Source organism: Bradyrhizobium sp. PUT101 (assembly GCF_052043945.1).
Taxonomy (GTDB): Bacteria; Pseudomonadota; Alphaproteobacteria; order Rhizobiales; family Xanthobacteraceae; genus Bradyrhizobium.
This window is the reverse complement of sequence record NZ_CP197207.1, coordinates 6294439-6313334: the sequence shown is the minus strand read 5'-3', so window position 1 is coordinate 6313334 and position 18896 is coordinate 6294439. Positions and strand designations below refer to the sequence as shown.

The 18896-nt window shown below is 64.8% G+C and carries 17 protein-coding genes; 5 read left to right on the top strand and 12 right to left on the bottom strand.

Features of this window, described 5'->3' with window-relative positions; genetic code table 11:
- Nucleotides 1–72: 72 nt before the first annotated feature.
- The 9 genes from ACSHT2_RS30245 to ACSHT2_RS30205 form a co-directional block, all read right to left on the bottom strand.
- Nucleotides 73–936 carry a sugar phosphate isomerase/epimerase family protein gene (locus ACSHT2_RS30245; RefSeq protein WP_440638444.1) on the bottom strand — a complete coding sequence of 288 codons (864 nt, stop codon included), beginning with the start codon at nt 934–936 and terminating at the stop codon, nt 73–75.
- Nucleotides 936–2126 carry a dihydrodipicolinate synthase family protein gene (locus ACSHT2_RS30240; protein ID WP_440638443.1) on the bottom strand — a complete coding sequence of 397 codons (1191 nt, stop codon included), beginning with the start codon at nt 2124–2126 and terminating at the stop codon, nt 936–938. Before ACSHT2_RS30240 ends, ACSHT2_RS30245 begins: the two co-directional genes overlap by 1 nt.
- Before the next feature lie 9 nt (nt 2127–2135).
- On the bottom strand, nt 2136–3287 hold the full coding sequence (locus tag ACSHT2_RS30235; protein ID WP_440638442.1) for a Gfo/Idh/MocA family protein: 1152 nt from the start codon (nt 3285–3287) through the stop codon (nt 2136–2138).
- On the bottom strand, nt 3284–4681 hold the full coding sequence (locus ACSHT2_RS30230; RefSeq protein WP_440638441.1) for a hypothetical protein: 1398 nt from the start codon (nt 4679–4681) through the stop codon (nt 3284–3286). The genes ACSHT2_RS30235 and ACSHT2_RS30230 overlap by 4 nt, the downstream gene beginning before the upstream one ends.
- 242 nt (nt 4682–4923) lie before the next feature.
- Nucleotides 4924–5766: an ABC transporter ATP-binding protein gene (locus tag ACSHT2_RS30225; protein ID WP_440638439.1), complete on the bottom strand. Its 843-nt coding sequence runs from the start codon at nt 5764–5766 to the stop codon at nt 4924–4926.
- A gap of 139 nt (nt 5767–5905) precedes the next feature.
- Nucleotides 5906–6898, bottom strand: coding sequence for an ABC transporter substrate-binding protein (locus tag ACSHT2_RS30220; RefSeq protein ID WP_440638438.1), 993 nt, complete (start codon nt 6896–6898; stop codon nt 5906–5908).
- A 54-nt stretch (nt 6899–6952) separates the two neighbouring features.
- A complete protein-coding gene (locus tag ACSHT2_RS30215) occupies nt 6953–7762 on the bottom strand; it encodes an ABC transporter permease (RefSeq protein ID WP_440638437.1) in 810 nt (269 codons plus the stop codon).
- A 286-nt stretch (nt 7763–8048) separates the two neighbouring features.
- Nucleotides 8049–8708, bottom strand: coding sequence for a TetR family transcriptional regulator (locus tag ACSHT2_RS30210; RefSeq protein ID WP_440642965.1), 660 nt, complete (start codon nt 8706–8708; stop codon nt 8049–8051).
- 248 nt (nt 8709–8956) lie between these two features.
- A complete protein-coding gene (locus ACSHT2_RS30205; RefSeq protein ID WP_440638436.1) occupies nt 8957–9805 on the bottom strand; it encodes a VOC family protein in 849 nt (282 codons plus the stop codon).
- Between the two features lie 212 nt (nt 9806–10017).
- Here ACSHT2_RS30205 and ACSHT2_RS30200 point away from each other — a divergent pair, with 212 nt between their 5' ends.
- Complete coding sequence (locus ACSHT2_RS30200) at nt 10018–10911, top strand: sugar kinase (RefSeq protein ID WP_319333938.1); 894 nt, start codon at nt 10018–10020, stop codon at nt 10909–10911.
- A 17-nt stretch (nt 10912–10928) separates the two neighbouring features.
- Nucleotides 10929–11843: a ribokinase gene (locus ACSHT2_RS30195; RefSeq protein WP_440638435.1), complete on the top strand. Its 915-nt coding sequence runs from the start codon at nt 10929–10931 to the stop codon at nt 11841–11843.
- A 4-nt stretch (nt 11844–11847) separates the two neighbouring features.
- Here the strand turns inward: ACSHT2_RS30195 and ACSHT2_RS30190 are convergent, their stop codons facing one another.
- On the bottom strand, nt 11848–13068 hold the full coding sequence (locus ACSHT2_RS30190; protein ID WP_440638433.1) for an NAD(P)/FAD-dependent oxidoreductase: 1221 nt from the start codon (nt 13066–13068) through the stop codon (nt 11848–11850).
- 228 nt (nt 13069–13296) lie between these two features.
- Between ACSHT2_RS30190 and ACSHT2_RS30185 the strand changes: the two genes are divergently transcribed.
- Complete coding sequence (locus tag ACSHT2_RS30185) at nt 13297–14091, top strand: enoyl-CoA hydratase/isomerase family protein (protein ID WP_440638432.1); 795 nt, start codon at nt 13297–13299, stop codon at nt 14089–14091.
- Nucleotides 14088–14663 (top strand): histidine phosphatase family protein, encoded by a 576-nt coding sequence (locus ACSHT2_RS30180; RefSeq protein WP_440638431.1) that lies wholly within the window; start codon nt 14088–14090, stop codon nt 14661–14663. The genes ACSHT2_RS30185 and ACSHT2_RS30180 overlap by 4 nt, the downstream gene beginning before the upstream one ends.
- Nucleotides 14664–14730: 67 nt before the next feature.
- Here the strand turns inward: ACSHT2_RS30180 and ACSHT2_RS30175 are convergent, their stop codons facing one another.
- Nucleotides 14731–16449 (bottom strand): IlvD/Edd family dehydratase, encoded by a 1719-nt coding sequence (locus ACSHT2_RS30175; RefSeq protein ID WP_440638430.1) that lies wholly within the window; start codon nt 16447–16449, stop codon nt 14731–14733.
- Between the two features lie 498 nt (nt 16450–16947).
- Between ACSHT2_RS30175 and ACSHT2_RS30170 the strand changes: the two genes are divergently transcribed.
- Nucleotides 16948–17925 (top strand): hypothetical protein, encoded by a 978-nt coding sequence (locus ACSHT2_RS30170; RefSeq protein ID WP_440638429.1) that lies wholly within the window; start codon nt 16948–16950, stop codon nt 17923–17925.
- 18 nt (nt 17926–17943) lie between these two features.
- Here the strand turns inward: ACSHT2_RS30170 and ACSHT2_RS30165 are convergent, their stop codons facing one another.
- The gene (locus tag ACSHT2_RS30165) at nt 17944–18876 is read right to left on the bottom strand and encodes a LysR family transcriptional regulator (RefSeq protein ID WP_440638428.1); all 933 of its coding nucleotides are present in this window, start codon (nt 18874–18876) and stop codon (nt 17944–17946) included.
- Between the last annotated feature and the right edge of the window lie 20 nt (nt 18877–18896).

The window sequence follows — 18896 nt, the reverse complement described above, 5'->3', positions numbered from 1 at the left end:
ATCCGACCTCTCCCTACGGGAGAGGTGAACGCGCCGCTAGCTAGCATCGATTCAACCCAAACTCATACCGCATTAGACCACCGTCTTGTGCCGCGCGATGCAGGTGCGCAGCACCTCGTCGATCGGCTTGCTCCACCAGTCGTTGGAGAAGATCTCGATCTCGGAATAGCCGGCAAAGCCCTGCGCTTCGACCGCTTGACGCACCGACTTGATGTCGATGACACCGTCGCCCATCATGCCGCGGTCGTTGAGGATGTCTTTCGTCGGCACCAGCCAGTCGCAGACATGGAACGCGAGCAGGCGATCCTGGCCGGCACGCGCGATCTGGCCCATCAGCTCCGGATCCCACCAGATGTGATAGACGTCGAGCGCGACGCCGAGCATGCCGCTGCGATCAGGGTCGAGCCGGTCGCAAATGTCGAGCGCCTGCTTCGTGGTGTTCACGCAGGCGCGGTCGGCTGCATAGGCCGGATGCAAGGGCTCGATCGCCAGCGGCAGCCTCGCCTGCCGGGCGTAGTCGAGCATCTCGGCGAGCGCTTCCTCGACCTGCCCGCGCGCCACCGCGATGTCCTTCGAGGCTTCGCTGCCCGGCCGCGAATATTGCGGAAGGCCGCCGACCACGAGGACGATGCAGGGTGCGCCCAGCGCCTTGGCCTCGTCGACGCAGCGTCTGTTGTCGTCCCGCACCTCGCCCCGACGCGAGGCGTCCGAGGTGAACATGCCGCCGCGGCAATAGCCTGACAACTTGAGGCCGGCCTCGCGCACGGCGCGCGCGGCGCGCTCGAGACCGACGGCAGCGACCTGGTCGCGCCAGGGATCGATGGCGCGGATACCGTGCTTCGCACAAGCATCGATGATCGCGACGAGGTCACCCTGCTTGCGGACCGTTGCGGTGTTCAGCGACAGCCAGCGGTGGTCGGACGAGAAATCGCGCATCAGGACTCCAGTCCGTGCGAGGCGAGCACCGTCTTCATCCGCCGCGTCGCCAGTTCCGGATTGGAAAGCAAACCGGCCTGATCGGCCAGACGAAACAGCTCGGCCAGATGCAGCATCGAACGCGCGCTTTCCTGGCCCCCGACCATGGTGAAATGGTCCTGGTGGCCGTTGAGATACGCCATGAACACGACGCCCGTCTTGTAGAAGCGCGTTGGCGCCTTGAAAATGTGGCGCGACAGCGGCACGGTCGGCCCGAGCACGTCGTGGAAGCCGGTCTCGTCGCCGGCCGCCAGCCGCGACAGCGCGTAGGACGCCGCCGGCGCGATCGCGTCGAAGATGCCAAGCAGCGCGTGCGAAAAGCCTTGGCTGTCGCCGGCGATCAGCTCGGCGTAATTGAAGTCGTCGCCGGTGTACATCTTGATGCGCTTGTCGAGGCGCCGGCGCATGTCGATCTCGCGCTGCTTGTCGAGCAGCGAGACCTTGACGCCGTCGACCTTGGCTGCGTTGCCGTTGATGATGGCGACCGCCGTGTCCATCGCCTTGTCGAGATCCCTGGTGCCCCAATAGCCGGTCAGCGCGGGATCGAACATGTCCCCGAGCCAGTGAATGATCACGGGCTCGCGAACCTGCGACAGCACGCGATCATAGACCTTGGCATAATCGTCCGCATTGCGGCCAAGCTTGGCCAGAGCCCGCGACGCCATCAGGATGATGCGACCGCCGACCTTCTCGACTGCCGCGATCTGCTCTTCGTAGGCACGGATCACATCGTCGAGGCTTTTCGCATCCTCCACCGCGAGGTGATCGGTGCCGGCGCCGGAGAACACCAGCGCATTGCGGCGCTTGGCGGCGGCGACCGAGCGCGTGATCAGCTCCAGCGACGTCGGCCAGTCCAGGCCCATGCCGCGCTGCGCGGTGTCCATGGCTTCGGCGACGCCGAGACCGAGATCCCAGACGTGCTCGCGGAAGGCGATGGTCTTGTCCCAGTCGACGGCGACCGAGAGCCAGGGATCGTTGTCGGCGAAGGGATCGGCGACGGTGTGCACGGCGGAGAAGGCGATGCGGTTCAGCGGTCCCTCGAGCCTTGCGGGAAACGTGCGCGAGGCGGCGAGCCGGTAGGTCTCGATCGAGCGATCGGCCTTCGGCAGCTTCAACGACAATGACGACATTGGCAGGACGGGTTTGTTCATTGATCCCCCTCAGGCCTTGATCGGGGCGACGTCGATCCAGCGCCGCTCCTTCCAGCTCTTCAGTGCGCATTCGGCGAGTTGCACGCCCTTGGCGCCTTCGAGCAGCGTGAACTTGTAGGGCGCATCCTCGTAGACGTGGCGGATGAACATCTCCCACTGCTCCTTGAAACCGTTGTCGTAGGTGACGTTGTCGGGCAGCTTCTGCCAGTCACCGTAGAAATCGTGCAGCCGCTTCTCGTCGGGATTCCACACCGGCCGGGGCGTCGCCTGCCGGGCCTGGATCATGCAGTCGGAGAGACCCGCGACCGCCGAACCCAGCGTGCCGTCGACCTGGAAGGTGACGAGGTCGTCGCGATAGACGCGCGTCACCCAGGACATGTTGATATGGGCGATCACGCCGCCCTCGAGCTGGAACGTCGCGTAGGCGGAATCGTCGGCAGTCGCCTTGTACTTCTTGCCCTGCTCGTCGAAACGCTCGGGAATGTCGGTATTGCCGATGCAGACCACGCTCTGGACGCTGCCGAAGAGGTTGTCGAGCACGTAGCGCCAGTGGCAGACCATGTCCAGGATGATGCCGCCGCCGTCCTCGTCGCGGTAATTCCACGACGGTCGCTGCGCCTCCTGCCAACCACCTTCGAACACCCAATAGCCGAACTCGCCGCGCACGGAGAGGATGCGGCCGAAAAAGCCGGAGTCGCGCAGGAAGGCGATCTTCTTCAGCCCCGGCAGGAACAGCTTGTCCTGCACCGTGCCGTGCTTGACGCCCTTGGAATTGGCGAGCTTGACGACTTCGAGCGCCTCTTCAAAATTCGTCGCGATCGGCTTCTCGCAATAGACATGCTTGCCGGCATTGATGGCCTGGGTCAGGAGGCCGGGCCGCGCCTGCGTGGTCGCCGCATCGAAGAACATGGTGTCGTTCTTGTCGGCGAGCGCCGCATCGAGGTCGGTGGTCCAGCGTGTGATGTTGAAGCGCTTGGCAAGCGCCTCGACCTTCTCGGCGCTGCGGCCGACCAGGATCGGATCGGGCATGACGCGGTCGCCGTTCTTCAGGCGGACGCCACCCTGGTCGCGGATCGCGACGATCGAGCGGATCAGATGCTGGTTGAGCCCCATGCGGCCGGTGACGCCGTTCATGATGAGGCCGAGGCGTTGGGTGGTCATGCCGATTTCTCCAAGAGTGATTTTGGCTGTTCGAGCGGGCGGAGCGCCGACCAGTCCGGATGGACCGACGTCGCAAAGCCCGTCGCGTGAAGCGATCCCGTCAGGAGATCGCCGTCGTGAATGGAGAGCCGGATGCCGTGCCCGGCATCGGCGTAGAGATCGGGATGCGCAGCCGCGAAGGCCGCAACTTCGGCTGCCGGCGTTTCGCCGAAGCCGTCGACATAGTGATGGCCGTTACGTTCGGCGTGAGTGATGCCGAGGAAGGCACCGAGCGCGAGGTCTTGCTGTACGGCGAGGCCAGCCTGGCAGGTGAGGTCCTCGCCGGTCACGAAGAACGTTTCGCCTTCCGCGCTCCATTTCGCCGCGCGCGTCGCGTTGACGATGGATTTGTAGAGCCCCTTGCAGGATTTCGACGAAATACCGCGATAGCCAAGTGCGCGCGCTGCCGGGAACGCATCGTAGGAATCGTCGGCCTCGTCGATGATGAAGCCATGCGCAGCGAGTTGGCCGAGCGGCGACTGCCTGGTGACGTCCCGTGGCATCGGCTGTTCGACATAAAGCAAACGCGACGCGATCGGTCGAAGGGCAGCGTCACGATCGAGCCGATCCATCAGCGCGTGCAGCACCGTGAGATCGCTGTACTGCTCGTTCGCATCGAGAGTCACTTTGGTGTCACGGCCAAGCGTTTCGAGTTCTTTTCCGATGCGCGCCAGCCGCGCCACATCGGCCACGGGATCGCCCGACAGCTTCAGCTTGAAGTAATTGGCACCGGCGTTCTCGCTTGGATCGGCAACGCCGCCCTCGCCCTCGACGGGATCATCGAGGCCGACGGTATGCCTGATCGCAACGCGCGGCAGCGCCTTGCGACTGGAAAGAAATGCGGCAATCTCCGCATCCTTCAGGTCGGGCGACAGCCGCGCATCGATGCCGGCAATGTTGCCGGCCATGCCGTCGAAGAAGTTCGTCCCCACCGCGCGCAGGAGCGCATCGAGGATCGCCTTGTCGATCTCCGCGGGGCCATAGGCTGCCGCGAGCGGCGGAATGTTCTTCTTCGCGCAAATCGCGACCTGGGCGCCCATGCACGAGGCATGCAGATCGAACGCGGTCAGATATCCGGTCCGCGCCAGATAAAGGCCGCGCGCGATCTCCAGCGATTGTCTCAGCCCATCCACCGTCTGCGCCGGCGACAACTCCGGCCGCTTGTCGAACCATTTCGGCACCAGAAGCTCGGCGCTGGCGCCGACGGCACCTCCCCTGCCCTCGACCTCGATCTCCACCCGCACGAACAACTGCGGCGTCGCGTTGATCGTGATCGCACCGAAGCGGAACGGCCGCGCGAACTGCACGGGACGTTCGAAGAAGGCGATGTCTCGCAGCTTCAGGCGGGGTGACATGGCTTTAAAACAATGCGAGCTGAGTTTGATACGACCGGCATGGCCGCGGGCGACTCGCCTCTCCCGCTTGCGGGAGAGGCCGACGCGCTCGGCAGCGCACTTGCGCGCCTGAGCGCGGCGGGTGAGGGTTCTATCCTCTTGGGGAGTCTTTCCAGCGGAGACACCCTCTCCCCAACCCTCCCCCGCAAGCGGGGGAGGGAGCGCACCGTGCTTGTGGTGGCTCCAGAGAACATCACTCGCACCTAGTCCAATGCACCTTGCGAGAAGAAGTGCTTGCGGATGCGCTGCACGAGCTCGGTGAAGACAGGATCGGCCATCACGTCGAGCGAGCGCGGGCGCGGAAGCGGCACGTCGTAGATCGCGGCGACCGCGCCTGGGCGCTCTGTCATGACCAGGACGCGGTCGGCAAGGAATACGGCCTCGGGAATCGAATGCGTGATCAGCAGCACGGTCTTCCTGGTCTCGCGCTGAATCCGCATCAATTCGACATTCATGCGCTCGCGCGTCAGCGCATCGAGTGCGCCGAACGGCTCGTCCATCAGCATGATCCGGGGATCGTGGACCAGCGCGCGGCAGATCGAGGCGCGCTGCTGCATGCCGCCGGAGAGCTGCCAGGGCAGCTTCTTCTCGAAACCTTCGAGCCCGACCAGCTTCAGAAGCGCCTTGGCGCGTTCGAGATATTTTTGCCGGGGCAGCCGCTTCATGTCGATCGGCAGCATCACGTTGGACAGGATGTTGCGCCATGGCAGCAGCAGCGCGTTCTGGAAGACGATGCCGACGTTGCCATGCGGCGCCGTCACCTTCTCGCCCTCGACGTGGATCTCGCCCGATGTCGGCGCCAACAATCCCGAGATCAGCTTGAGCAGCGTGGACTTGCCGCAGCCGCTTGGGCCGACCACGACGAAGAACTCGCCGTCGTTGATGTGGAAGTCGAGCGGCCGCAGCGACGGCACGTCGCCGTCGCGCGTCCGATATGTCTTCGACACGCCTGACAGCTTGATGCCCGAGGCATCGCCCGCCCGGTCGCTCACCAGTCTCAGATGGGCGGCCGGCTGCATGGGAAATATCGCTTCTGCTGCTTTCATTCGATCAAGTCCGCTCGACGATCCGAACCGTCATTCCGGGATGGTCCGAAGGACCAGACCCGGAATCTCGAGATTCTCTGGTGCGCAAGGGCGCACCAGAGTTCGCCCTTCGGGCGCCCCGGAATGACGATGACTGCATTCACGAGCCGCTCTTCGGCAGATAATCGTTGGTGTAGAAGGCCTTCGGGTTCTCCTTGGCCTTGGCATCGAGGCCGCCATATTCGACCATCAGGTTGACCGTATCAATCATGTTCTGGTCGGTGACCTGGAACGGCCGCTTGCTCTTGGTTTCCGCGGTCCGGTAGAGCGGAATGGTCAGCTCGAAGCCCTGCGTCAGGGTGTCGATCTTGCCGCCCTTCGGGTTGGCATCGAGGATCGCCTGTGCCGCTGCCTTCGGCTCCTTCTCGGCGGCTTCCACCGCCTTCGTCGTCGCCGACATGAAGCGGCGGACGAGATCGGCATTGGCCTTCACATAGTCGGAATTGGCAATGATGCCCGACGACACCATGTTGATGCCATAGTCGGCGAACTTGATCGGGTAGACGTCCTTGCCGGTGGCATCCTTGATCTTCATCGACTGGTCCATGACGTAGCCGAGCAGCAGATCGGCCTGGCCATTGATGACGGCGTTGAGCTTGGTCTGGCCGTCGCCTGCAACGGTCTTGAAATCGCTTTCCTTCAGGCCGGTCTTCTTCAGGAACAGCGGCCAGATCTGCGTCATGGAGTCGGCCGGCGTGATCGCCACCGTCTTGCCCTTGATGTCCTCGGGCTTCCTGATGTTCTTGTCGACGAAACCCATCGCGGACATCGGACTGGTCTGCAGCAGAACGCCGGTCGCAACCACGGGCGCACCCTTGATCGCAGCGCGCATCATGGTGGGGACGTCGACATAGCCGAAGTCCGCGGTCTTGGCGGCGACGGCCTGCGTGGTCGCAGCCGAGCCGCGGCCTTCCTGGATCTCGAGGTCGATGCCTTCGGCAGCATAAATGCCCTTGGCCTTGCCGTAATAGAACGGCGCGTGCTCGCCATAGACGTACCAGTTCAGCATCAGCACGACCTTGTCGGCCGCCTGCGCCGGCATCGCCGCGAACGCCATCAGCGCCACTGATGCAGCCCCAATCCACCGCTTCATCGTCACTCTCCCTTGCCGTTGTTGCGTCGGCCGTTGGTGGCCGCTCGTTGCTATCTAGGACGCAAAGATCACGTCCTCGCGCTGGCTGACATGCCAGGGAATGACCAGCTTCTCGATCTGGTCCACGATCCAGAACAGGATCACGCCGAGCAGTGCCAGGATCACGAGTGCCGCGAACATCGTCGGCAGGTCGAACGTACCGATCGAGCGCTGCAGCACATAGCCGATGCCGGAATTGGAGCCGACAAACTCGCCGACGACGGCGCCGACCACGGCCAGCGTCACCGAGACCTTGAGGCCGGAGAAGATCGCCGGCAGTGCGTGCGGCAGGTTCACCGCGCGGAACACCTGCAGGCGGCTGCCCTGCATCGCGCGGGCGAGATCGACCATGTCAGGATCGACCGACTTGAAGCCCTGCACGGCCGAGACCACCACGGGGAAGAAGCCGAGCAGGAACGCCGAAATGACCTTTGGAATGATGCCGAAGCCGAACCAGACCACGAACAGCGGCGCGATCGCGATCTTGGGCACGGATTGCGAGAACACCAGCAGCGGATAGACGTAGCTCTCCACCGTCTTCGAGCCCGCGATCAGCATCGCGACGGGAATGCCGAACAGCGCCGACAGCAGGAAGCCGCAGACGGTCGCATAGGTGGTCGGCCAGGACTGGCGCAACAGCTCCGGCCATTCGGTGCGAAGCACTGCGACGACATCGAGCGGCGACGGGATCTGGTAGGCGGGGATCTTGAACAGGCGGATCGCCAGATCCCAGGCGACGACGATGAAGACGAGGAACAAAAACGGCCGAATCCAGGCCGCATTCAGCATCTTGGACACCGCACCTTGCGGCTTCAGCTCGGCCAATTCCCGCTCCCGGCATTTTCTTCGTTGCGGGCAGAAATTAACCCGTTGGATAAATACTGTCCAGAGCTTTCCCTGTGACGTTTTGCGCTGGGGTTCCGGCAGCGGAAGCCACGCGAGGGATGTGAGGGAATGGCAGCAGGATCGTGCGCCCGATCTCCGGTGTCATTCCCCGCGAAAGCGGGGAATCCAGTACGCCGCGGCTTGTCCGCATCCTACCAACGTCTCTGGAATACTGGATCGCCCGATCAAGTCGGGCGATGACAGAGGAGATTGGGAAAAACAGCGACTACGCCGTCTGCGCCACACGCGCACTAGACGTCGGCGCTTTCGCGATCTCGAACAGTGCCACGGACTGCCCTGTCAGCGCGGCGAGCACGAGGCCGACCATATGGGCCAGCCGCTCGTCCTTGGCCTTCTTGTCCAAGAGGTCGCGGCCGAAGATCACGCTGAGCGTCGCCGAATTGGAAAGATAGAAGAAGCTCAGGGCCGCGATCGAGATGTAGAGCTGCACCGGATCGACCGCGACCTGGAAGTCGCCGCTGTCGACGCCGCGCCGCACCACGGTGCGGATCATCTCGACGAAGGGCGAGTGCATCGACTTGACCTTGGTCGAGCGCTTCAGGTGCTTGGCCCGCGCGAGGTTCTCGGTCTGGAGCAAAGACAGGAACTCGGGATTGCGCAGGAAGTAATTCCAGGTGAACTCGATCAAGCGCCTGATCGCCTCGGGCGGATCGAGATGCTCGAGATCGAGCCCGCGCTCCTCGCTGCGAATCTTGTCATAGGCGCCTTCGAGAACCGCGAGATAGAGCTCGTCCTTGTTGCCGACGTGATAGTACAGCATGCGCTTGTTCGCGCCGGCCTTCGCCGCGATGCGGTCGACGCGCGCGCCGGCGAGCCCATGGGCGGAAAACTCCTGCTTGGCGGCTTCGAGAATGCGCAGCCGCATCCCCTCGGGGTCGCGCTGCCATTTCAGAGTTCGCTTTGCCTTCGCCTTTGCCAAACCGGGTGCTCGCTGGGTGGTCGGGCTACGCGTGTAACACGGGAGCGGGCGTTTGAGAACGCAAGGGTTGCTGGTTGCCTCCGTCATTCCGGGGCGCGCCCTCTTGGGCGCGAGCCCGGAATCCATCATGCGGCAGAGTCGGTGGATGAATGGATTCCGGGCTCGTCGCTTCGCGACGCCCCGGAATGACAGGATCAATCCACCGGCTTCGGCGAGCGCTCCAAGAGCACCGTCTGAATCCCGCAAGTGCCATTCCGCACCGTCATGATCCGCGTGCCCGGCTTGCGGCCATTGCGGACTTCGCTGACGTCGAGGCCGGCAGCGATCAGCCGGGCGCGGGTGGCGTCGATGTCGGCGACCCGCCAGCTCAGGCCCCAGAGTCGGTCATGCGCGAGGTCACTGCCGGCCACGGGCCGGCGCACCACCTCGACGATGAGGTCGCCGCAGCGGAAGAACATCAGCTGGCCCCAGTCCTGGTGCGAGCGGTCGAGCGCGAGATCAAGCCCGAGCCGCGCGCCGTAGAGCGCGGCGGCGCGCTCGGAATCCTCGGTGGTGATGACGACGTGGTCGAGCGCGTCGATCGGCGCGATGTCGGTCGCGACCGACTTCGGACGCTCGTCGGCCAGTTCGAGGAAGAACATGCGCACGCCGCGCGTGAGCTCCGTGGCGGCACGCGTGCGCTTCCAGTGCAGAACGGCATCGCTGACGGCGTCGCTGCTTTCGACCTCCGCAACGGGGTCCGGCCTCAGGGCCACCCGCTCCAGCCGCCGGTGCATCTTGCCGATGTCTGCGACGCGAAAGCACAGGCTGGCGAGCACGCCCTCCTGGTCCTCGAGCAGTGCGCGCATGCGGTCGGCGGTGACGCTGAAGCCGCTCGGCGCCATCAATTCGATCGTCATGTTGTCGAGGGTGAACAGCACCCGGTCAGCGCCCTCGCCGGAGTTCTGCCAGGCCGGCGCGCGGGCGAGCAGCGTCTGATAGGCCGCCTTGGCCGCACCGATATCGCTCACCAGAGCGACGATGTGATCGAGGCCGGTGATCATCCTGCACCCTTTTGATCGACTTGGAACCCATGGACCGACAGACGGCCTTTGTCCGGGCTTGGCATTGGCCCGACATGGTCGTATTCCGGCACCATGCTGACCTCAAGCGCTTCGGGCGGCAGTTTTGCGAATAATTTCAGCGTCCCTCCGGAGCGGAACCGGTGCTAGAGTAATCCCGCCGGCCGGGACCACAAGCGCATCACGGACAAGCAATGCAGGCTCTCTTCATCGGACAGACCTATATCGACGTCGTCTTCATCACCGACCACATGCCGACCGGCGACGAGAAGCACGTGGCCTCGGACTACGCGGTTTCCTTCGGCGGCAACGCTGTGACGGCGGCCTTCTGCTGCGCCAAGCTCGGCATCGTACCGGATCTCATCGCCACCGCAGCCAATGACTGGCTGGGGCGCATGTTCCAGGACATGTGCGCGAAGTACGGCATCTCGCTGCATGGGCGCAAGGTCAACCAGTCCTCGCTCTCCTTCATCATGCCCAAGGATGGCAAGCGCGCAATCGTCCGCTGCCGCGACGACGAGCACATCCATCCGTTCCCGATGCTCAATCTCGGCGGCTGCCGCGCGCTGCATGTCGACGGCCATCAGCCGGATGCCGCGATCTACTACGCAAAAGTCTGCCGCGAGGCCGGCATCCTGACCTCGCTCGACGGCGGCGGCCTGCGCACCAACACGCATGAGCTGCTCGAATTCATCGACGTCGCGATCGTCGCCGAGCGGCTGTGCGAGCAGATGGACCTGACGCCGGAGAAGATGCTCGACTACCTCAAGGGCCGCGGCTGCAAGATCGGCGGCGTCACCATGGGCGAGAAGGGCCTGCTCTGGTACGACGAGACAGGAACGGTGCAGGTGATGCCGGCGATGCCGATCCCGCGCGAGCGCGTCATCGACACCAACGGCGCCGGCGACGTCTTCCACGGCGCCTATGTCTATTCCTACCTCGCCCATCCCGGAAAAAGCTGGCGCGAGCATTTTGATTTCGCACGCGCCGCCTCGACCTTCAAGATCCAGCGCCTCGGCAACGAGGCCGGCCTGCCGACGCTCGTCGACATCGCCAAGGTCAGGCACGAGTTCGAGGTCAGGGTCTAGCGGTCACAGGGATCAAGATGGGACGTGTCTTCGTCGCCGGCAGCATCAACATGGATGTGGTGGCGACCGCCGATCGCCATCCCAGGGTCGGCGAGACCGTCGCCGGCCGCCAGGTGCTGTATTTTCCGGGCGGCAAGGGCGCGAACCAGGCGGTCGCGGCATCACGGCTTGGCGCGCGGACCACGCTGATCGGACGGCTGGGGAAGGATCCATTCGGAGGCGAGCTGAAGGCCTTCCTCGGCGAGCAGGGCATCGATCTCGGCTATGTCGTGGAGACGGCGGAGGCCCACACCGGCACGGCCATCATCACGGTGGCGGAGGCCGACAACACCATCGTCGTCATTCCCGGGGCGAACGGGCTTGTCGCCACTGACGACGTCGACGTCGTCCCGCTGCTGGCCGGCGACGTCGCCGTCAGCCAGTTCGAGATTCCGCTGCCGGCCATCGCCGCGTTCTTCAGGCGCGCCCGTGCCGCCGGAGCGACGACGCTGCTCAACCCCGCACCGGCGCAGGCCATGTCCCGCGAGCTGCTCGCGCTCGTCGACATCCTCGTGCTGAACGAGACCGAGCTCGGCTTCCTCGCAGGGAGCGGGCTCTCCGAGAGCGACGAGGCGGGAAGGATCATTGCCGTGGCGCGGCAGCTTCAAGCGCGCGAGGACCAGACCATCTGCGTCACGCTCGGCAAGCGCGGCGTGCTCGCGCTGGCGGGGCGCGAGGAGATTGCCGTGCCCGGCCGCGCGGTGAAGGCGGTCGACACCACAGGCGCCGGCGATTGCTTTGTCGGCGCGCTGGCCGCGCAACTCGCCGACGATGTGCCCTTGCGCGCCGCCCTCGCCTTCGCCAACGCCGCCGCCTCGATCAGCGTGCAGCGGATGGGCGCCGGGCCATCGATGCCGACGGCCGCGGAGGTGGCGGCGGTTTTGCCGCGCTAAGCGCTCACGCCAGTGCGCTCTTCAGGTCGAAGCTCTCGTCCGCGGCCTGCTCTGGCGTGATCGAGCGGTCCATCGCCTGCAGGCGGCGGCCGAACATGTGATCGCCGGCGCGGTTGATCGATTCGATGCCGAGCAGCTTGTCGCCCTTGTAGCAGAAAGCAGAGAACGCCTTCCTGGCGGGGTCTCCGCGCAGCACGACGCGGTCGTAGCCGGTGGTGAGCCCAGCGATCTGGAGCTTGTCATCGCCCTGGTCGCTCCAGAACCAGGGATGACCAACGTAAGGCTTCTTGTCGCCAGTCAGCCGTGCCGCGAGGCAACGGGCGTGATCGGTGGCGTTCTGCACCGATTCCAGCCGCAGCGATCCGCCGAAGCGCGGGCTCGCGAACAGCGCGCAATCGCCGATCGCGGAGATGTCTGGATCGGCCGTCGCAAGATATTCGTCGACGATGATGCCGGCCGCGACCTGCAGCCCCGCCTCGGCCGCGAGCTCGATGTTCGGCAGCACGCCGACGCCGACCACGACGAGATCGGCCGGCAGATGCCGTCCGTCGCTCAAGGAAACGCCGGTGACCTTGCCGCCCTCCGCCTCGATCGCGGTGGCCTGCACACCCAAGTGAATGCGGATACCGGCCTCGCGATGGCGTTCTTGGAAATACTCCGAGACCTCTGATGTCACCGCGCGCGCCATCACGCGCGGGGCGAGCTCGAGCACGTCGACCTCGAGGCCCTTGATCCGCGCGGTGGAGGCGAATTCGAGTCCGATGAAGCCGGCGCCGATGATCACCGCACGTGTCTTCGACGGCATGATCTTGCGCAGCGCCTCGCTGTCGTCGAGGATGCGCAAATATCTCACGTCGGGCAGATTGGCATTGGGCAGGTCGAGCAGGCGATTGCGCGCGCCGGTCGCCAGCACGAGGTGGCCGTAGGCCAGCGTCTCGCCGGATTCGAGATGCACCTTGTGCCCCGCGCGGTCGATCGAGGCGGCGCGGCCCGCGATCAGCTCGATCTTCTGGTCCTGATAAAATTTCTCCGGCCGGAACATCAGGCTCTCCGGTCCGGCAGAGCCCTTGATGTAGGCCTTCGACAGTGGCGGGCGCTGATAGGGCAGATGCGCCTCGTCGTTGACCAGGCAGATGCGCTCCGAAAAGCCGGCTTGGCGCAGCGATGCCGCGACCTGATAGCCGCCATGGCCTGCGCCGACGATGATCACCGGACCGCCCGTCATTGGACAGCCCATTTCCGGAAGACACGAGCGTAACCCATGCCGTCTCCTCTCTCGCTGATTTTGGTTTGCTGGCCTTAGGAGGAGCCGGCGCTCGTGTCCGTTCCCTGGCGAAGGCGAGCCCATTTGAGCCTATCGTTCCGCCCGGCGCAAGGGCGGCGGCTGGGGATTGTCACCCCTCGCCTTCTGCGATTTAGTTCGAGTCTCGACCTCCTGCCGGGGATTTTCCAGATGACCGCTCCCGTCTCAAAGCCCGATGATCCCGCCCTGCTGCGGGTCGACGGCCCGATCGCGACCATCACGCTGAACCGCCCTGCTGCGTTCAACGCGATCAACCTTGCAATTGCCCAGAAGCTCGAACAGCTCGCGGCCTATATCGAAGCCGCGGACGACATCCGCGTCGTCGTCCTCGAAGGCGAGGGACGCGCGTTCTGCGCCGGCGGCGATCTGCAGACGATCGGAGCCGCCGCCGAAGCCGGCACGGTGACGCCCGTCGTCGGCGAGCTGCTCAGGCACTATCATGCCTTCATCGAGATCATCAGGCGCATGCCGAAGATCTCGCTGTCCAGCGTGCACGGCTCGGCCGCCGGCGCCGGCATGGGCCTCGCCTTCGTCACCGACCTCTGCATCGCCGCGGAGGACGCCAAGTTCACCCCGGCCTATGCCAAGATCGGGGTGTCGCCGGATGGCGGCTCGACGGTCGGCATCGTCGGCACGGTGGGCTCGCGCCGCGCGCTGCAGATTTTTCTCGCCGAGGACAATTTCACCGCGCAGCAGGCCTATGAATGGGGCCTTGTCGCCAAGACCGTTCCCGCAACCGAGCTGAAGGCGGCGACACGGCAGCTTGCCGAACGGCTGGCGCAGAATCCGCCGGCCGCGATTGCCGGCACCAAGCAGCTGGTCTACCAGGCCGCGACCACGCCGGTGAAGCAGCAGCTCGATGCCGAGGAGCACAAGATCATCATGGCGATGAACACGGAGGCGTTCCGCACCGCCGTGAAGAAGTTCACGAGCAAGTCGAAGTGACGAGGCCCGCGCGCACGTTCTACGGCCTCCGTCACGGTGCGACCGACTGGAATCGCGAGGGGCGATTCCAGGGCCGCACCGACAATCCGCTGAACGACGATGGCCTGCGACAAGCGCGCGAGGCCGCGCACGTGCTGCGCGGCGTCGGCATCAGCCGCATCGTCGCAAGCCCCCTGGTACGCGCGGCGCGGACGGCCGAGATCATCGCGGACGTGATCGCGGTGCCGCTCGCGATCGACGACGGCATCATCGAGTTCGATTTCGGCAGCTTTGAAGGCCTCCCCGTCCGCGACCTTATGATCAAGCACGGCGTCAAATCCGCGACGGGTCTCGTGTCGATCCTGCCGGCCGACGGCGAAAGCTGGGACGCCATGGCCGGACGGTCGCTGGCCTGCGTCTCGGGGTGGCTCGCGCGCCATCCCGACGATAATCTCCTGTTCGTCTGCCACGACGCCGTGATGCAAGCCATGGCAAACGCATTATGTGGCAGCTATTTCAAGAACAGCCACGGCACGCCGTTCCGCTACCTGCACGAAGACGCGCTGTGGCGGATCGAGCAGGTCGTTACCTAGGACAGATGCAGCCTGTCTCCGCCGGCAATTTGAAGCAGCCGATCCGAGCGTTCGTTCGCGCGGCCGATCAACGCTTCTCCGTCTGCTTCCCGGTCCTCTGCATGAAGTCGAAGTCGCAGCCCTCGTCGGCCTGCATGATGGTCTCGTTGAACAGCCAGGCGTAGCCGCGCCGCGTTTCCTCAGGCACGGCGGCCGGCTTCAGCGCGGCGCGGCGCCGCTCCAGCTCGGCGGCATCGACCAGCAGCTCGATGCTGCGCCTTCCGACGTCGAGGCGGATCATGTCGCCGTTCTGCACCAGCGCCAGCGGCCCGCCGACGGCGGATTCCGGCGTGATATGGAGCACGATGGTGCCGAACGCGGTGCCGCTCATGCGCGCATCCGAGATGCGCACCATGTCCTTGGTGCCGCCGCGCGCAAGCTTCTTCGGGATCGGCAGATAGCCCGCCTCGGGCATGCCCGGCGCGCCCTTGGGGCCGGCGTTGCGCAGCACCAGCACGTCGTCGGCAGTGACGTCGAGATCGGGATCGTCGACCCGCAAGGTCATGTCCTCGACGGATTCGAAAACGACTGCCCGCCCGGTGTGCTGCAACAGTTTCGGGCTCGCGGCCGACTGCTTGATGACGGCGCCGCGCGGCGCGAGATTGCCGTGCAGGATGGCGAGGCCGCCCTCCTTCTTGATCGGATTGTCACGCGAACGGATGGCGTCCTGCCCAGGCACGTCCTCCGCATTCGCCACGACATCGCGCAGCGTCTGGCCCGAGATGGTCCTGGCATCGAGATCGATGAGATCGCCGAGTTGCGCCAGCAGCTTCGGCATGCCGCCGGCGTGATGGAAATGCTCCATGTAATGCTCGCCGGACGGCTTGAGATCGACCAGCACCGGCACCTCGCGGCCGATCTGATCGAACACTTCGAGATCGAGCCGGTGCGGCGAGCGATGCGCCATCGCGGTCAGATGGATCAGGCCATTGGTCGACCCGCCGATCGCCTGGAGAACGACCTGCGCATTCCTGAAAGACGCAGGTGTCAGCAACTCGCTGGGCTTCGGCCCCTTCGTCTTCGCCATCTCGGCGGCCACCTTGCCGCTCGCCTCGGCGAGACGGAAACGCTCGGCATGCGGCGCCGGGATCGTCGCGCTCATCGGCAGCGACAGGCCCATGGCTTCGATCATGCAGGCCATGGTCGAGGCCGTGCCCATCACCATGCAAGTGCCGACCGACGGCGCGAGGCGCCCGTTCACCGCCTCGATTTCGGCATCGTCCATGTCGCCGGCGCGATATTTGGCCCACAGCCGACGGCAATCGGTGCAGGCCCCCAGCACCTCGCCCTTGTGATGGCCGACCACCATGGGACCGACCGGAATAACCACCGTCGGCAGATCCGCGCTGATCGCCGCCATCACCTGCGCCGGCAGCGTCTTGTCGCAGCCGCCGATCACGATCACCGAATCCATCGGCTGGGCGCGGATCATCTCCTCGGTGTCCATCGCCATCAGGTTGCGCAGGTACATCGAGGTCGGATGCGCAAAGCTTTCGGCGATCGAGATGGTCGGGAATACGAACGGCATCGCGCCAGACAGCATCACGCCGCGCTTGGCGGCTTCGATGATCTGCGGGACGTTGCCATGGCACGGATTGTAGTCGCTATACGTGTTGGTGATGCCGACGATCGGGCGCTCCAGCGCGTCGTCGGAGTAGCCCATCGCCTTGATGAACGCCTTGCGCAGGAACAGCGAGAAGCCGGCATCGCCGTAGCTGGTCAAACCCTTGCGCAAGCCACTCGTCATCAGGTCGCTCCCTTCAGCTTTGTCGTCGTGGTAAGGCCAGCCCCCTAATTGTCAATAAGCCGAGTTGCAGGCCTGACGCTTGGTGGCCGGGCCCCTCCTCAAGCGAGCATCTCACAGCACGGCTCGTCGCAGGTTCAACTCCCGAAATTGATCCTGCGTCCGATCTCGACGGCCCCCGAACGAGTGCGGAGCGCTCCGGTTTTCCAGCTTCTCCGGCGCGGATTGGGTGGAACTCGGCGCAACTCCAATTCTCATGGTGCAAGCAGCTGAACTTCGCCGACCGCCAGCACCGGTGCGTCATCAGCAGACTTCCCTCGCACTTCGGGCCAGCTGGGGGGAACAGATTGAACGCAACTAAGAATGATTAGCAAGTAGTTGCATCCCTCGCGAAACTGTGAAATCTTGTTGCGAATGACTTGCAGTCGCAGGGGGTTGCGCGCGAACCCAAAGCCCCCTGCGTCGATCAGTGCCCTGGTTTGCGTAGGTTGGTGGTTTGTCGTGGTGAGAAAATCGAGCTTCCCGGGCGCAATAGCGGCGGTAGCCATCGTCGCCGGTCATCTGGCGAGCTGCGTCTCCGCCTCCGCTGACGAGGGCGCACGCGGCCTCGCATATGCCGCTCCCTGGCCCGGCTCCACACCAGGCCTCGGCGTCAACAAGCTGGCGGGCGGGTTGCCGTCGACCCATGCGGACATCGACACCGAGCACATCTTCGGCTTCAGCATGGGCTCCGACATCGGCAAGCCCGGCGAAATCGAGGTCGAGTTCGAGAATGTCGGCGCGTTCGGCAAGCGCTCCGGCACCTACGCAGCCTGGGCCAATCTCAACCAGGTCAAATACACGGTCTCGGACAATTTCCGGATCGCCCCCGGATTTGCACTGAGCGGACAGCGCATCAACGGCGTTCCGGGCCTTGCCGATCATTCGGATGTCGCTTTCAGCGGCGCCGCGCTCGAACTGCGCTACAAGCTGGTCGATCGTGCCGTCGCCCCCTTCGGACTGACCCTCCATGCGCAGCCCGGTTGGAGCCGGATCGACGACGCCAGCGGCATGCACATCGCGCAATATGGCGCAGAGTTTGCCGCGCTGTTCGATCGCGAACTGGTCAAGGACAGGCTGTTTGCGGCCTTCAACGTCTGGTACGGGACTGGCGGAACCCGCGAGATCGCGACCAATCTTTGGCGACACGATTCCGAGATGCAGCTCCAGGCAGCGATCTCGTACGCAGTGCAGCCCGAACTCGTGCTCGGCCTCGGCGTTCGCTACGCGCGGGCCTATGACGGCGGCGCACTCGACCGCTTCGTAGGCGATGCAGTCTTCGCTGGCCCGACCTTCTCCTACACCATCTCGAAGGAAGTCGGCATCTCCGGCACCTGGCAGATGCAGGTTGCAGGCAGCGCGGTCGGCGACAACCGCAGCCTCAACCTGGAGCAGTTCGAGCGGCACCAGGCGCTACTGCGTCTCAACCTGCATTTCTGATGTCCGCGCCCGACACAGCTACGCCCGTTGCTTCCGCGACGCCACGTCCCGGGGCATGTCGGCCAGGCGCGCCCTCAGGCGCGGTACTGCAAAATCGAGAAAGGCTCGCAGCTTGGCCGGCATGAAGCGGTTGGGCGAATAGACGAAGTTGACCGGTTGTGGCGGGGGCTGAAAGTCCTGCAGAAGCGCGACGAGATCTCCGGACCGCAGCGGCTCCGCGACGAGGTACGAGAACGCGACGGTGACCCCAATGCCTGCGCGTGCCGCATCGAAGGCCGATTCGAGACTGCTCGCGATGAAGCGTGACCGCACGGGCACCGCATACTCGGTCTGCCCCCGTTTGAACCTCCAGATGTTCGGCGACTGAAGCGGAGGATAGCTGATGCAGTCATGCGCAGAGAGATCGTCGGGAGACTTCGGTATCCCGCGCAATTCCAGATAGGCCGGACTGGCGCAGGCCACGCGGCGAATTTCTCCCGCTCGCACGGCGATCAGGCCGCTGTCGGCGAGATCCCCGACGCGAAGCGCGACGTCAATGTGCTCGTCCAGGAGATTGAGCGTCCGGTCCTGCAAGTTGAGCTGAACGTCCACTTCCGGGAATGCCGCAAGAAACTCGGCTAGAATTGGCTGCAGGCACAGGCGACCGAGTGCGACGAGTGTCGTGACACTCAGATCTCCGCGCGGCGTGGTGTATTCGCCCGAGGCAACGCGCTCGGCCTCGGCGAGATCGGCAAGAATTCGCTTGGCCGCGGCGATGTAGGAGCGCCCGGCATCGGTGGGAACGAGGACGCGGCTCGATCGGTGAAACAGCTTGGTGCGCAGGTGCTCCTCGAGTTCCGACACCTTCCGGCTCACCGTTGCCAGCGGCATTTTCTGACGGCGTGCGGCGGAGGACAGGCTGCCGGCCTCCGCCACCGCCAAGACCACCGACATGCTTTCGAGACGATCCATCTGGGTACTTCCATATTCTG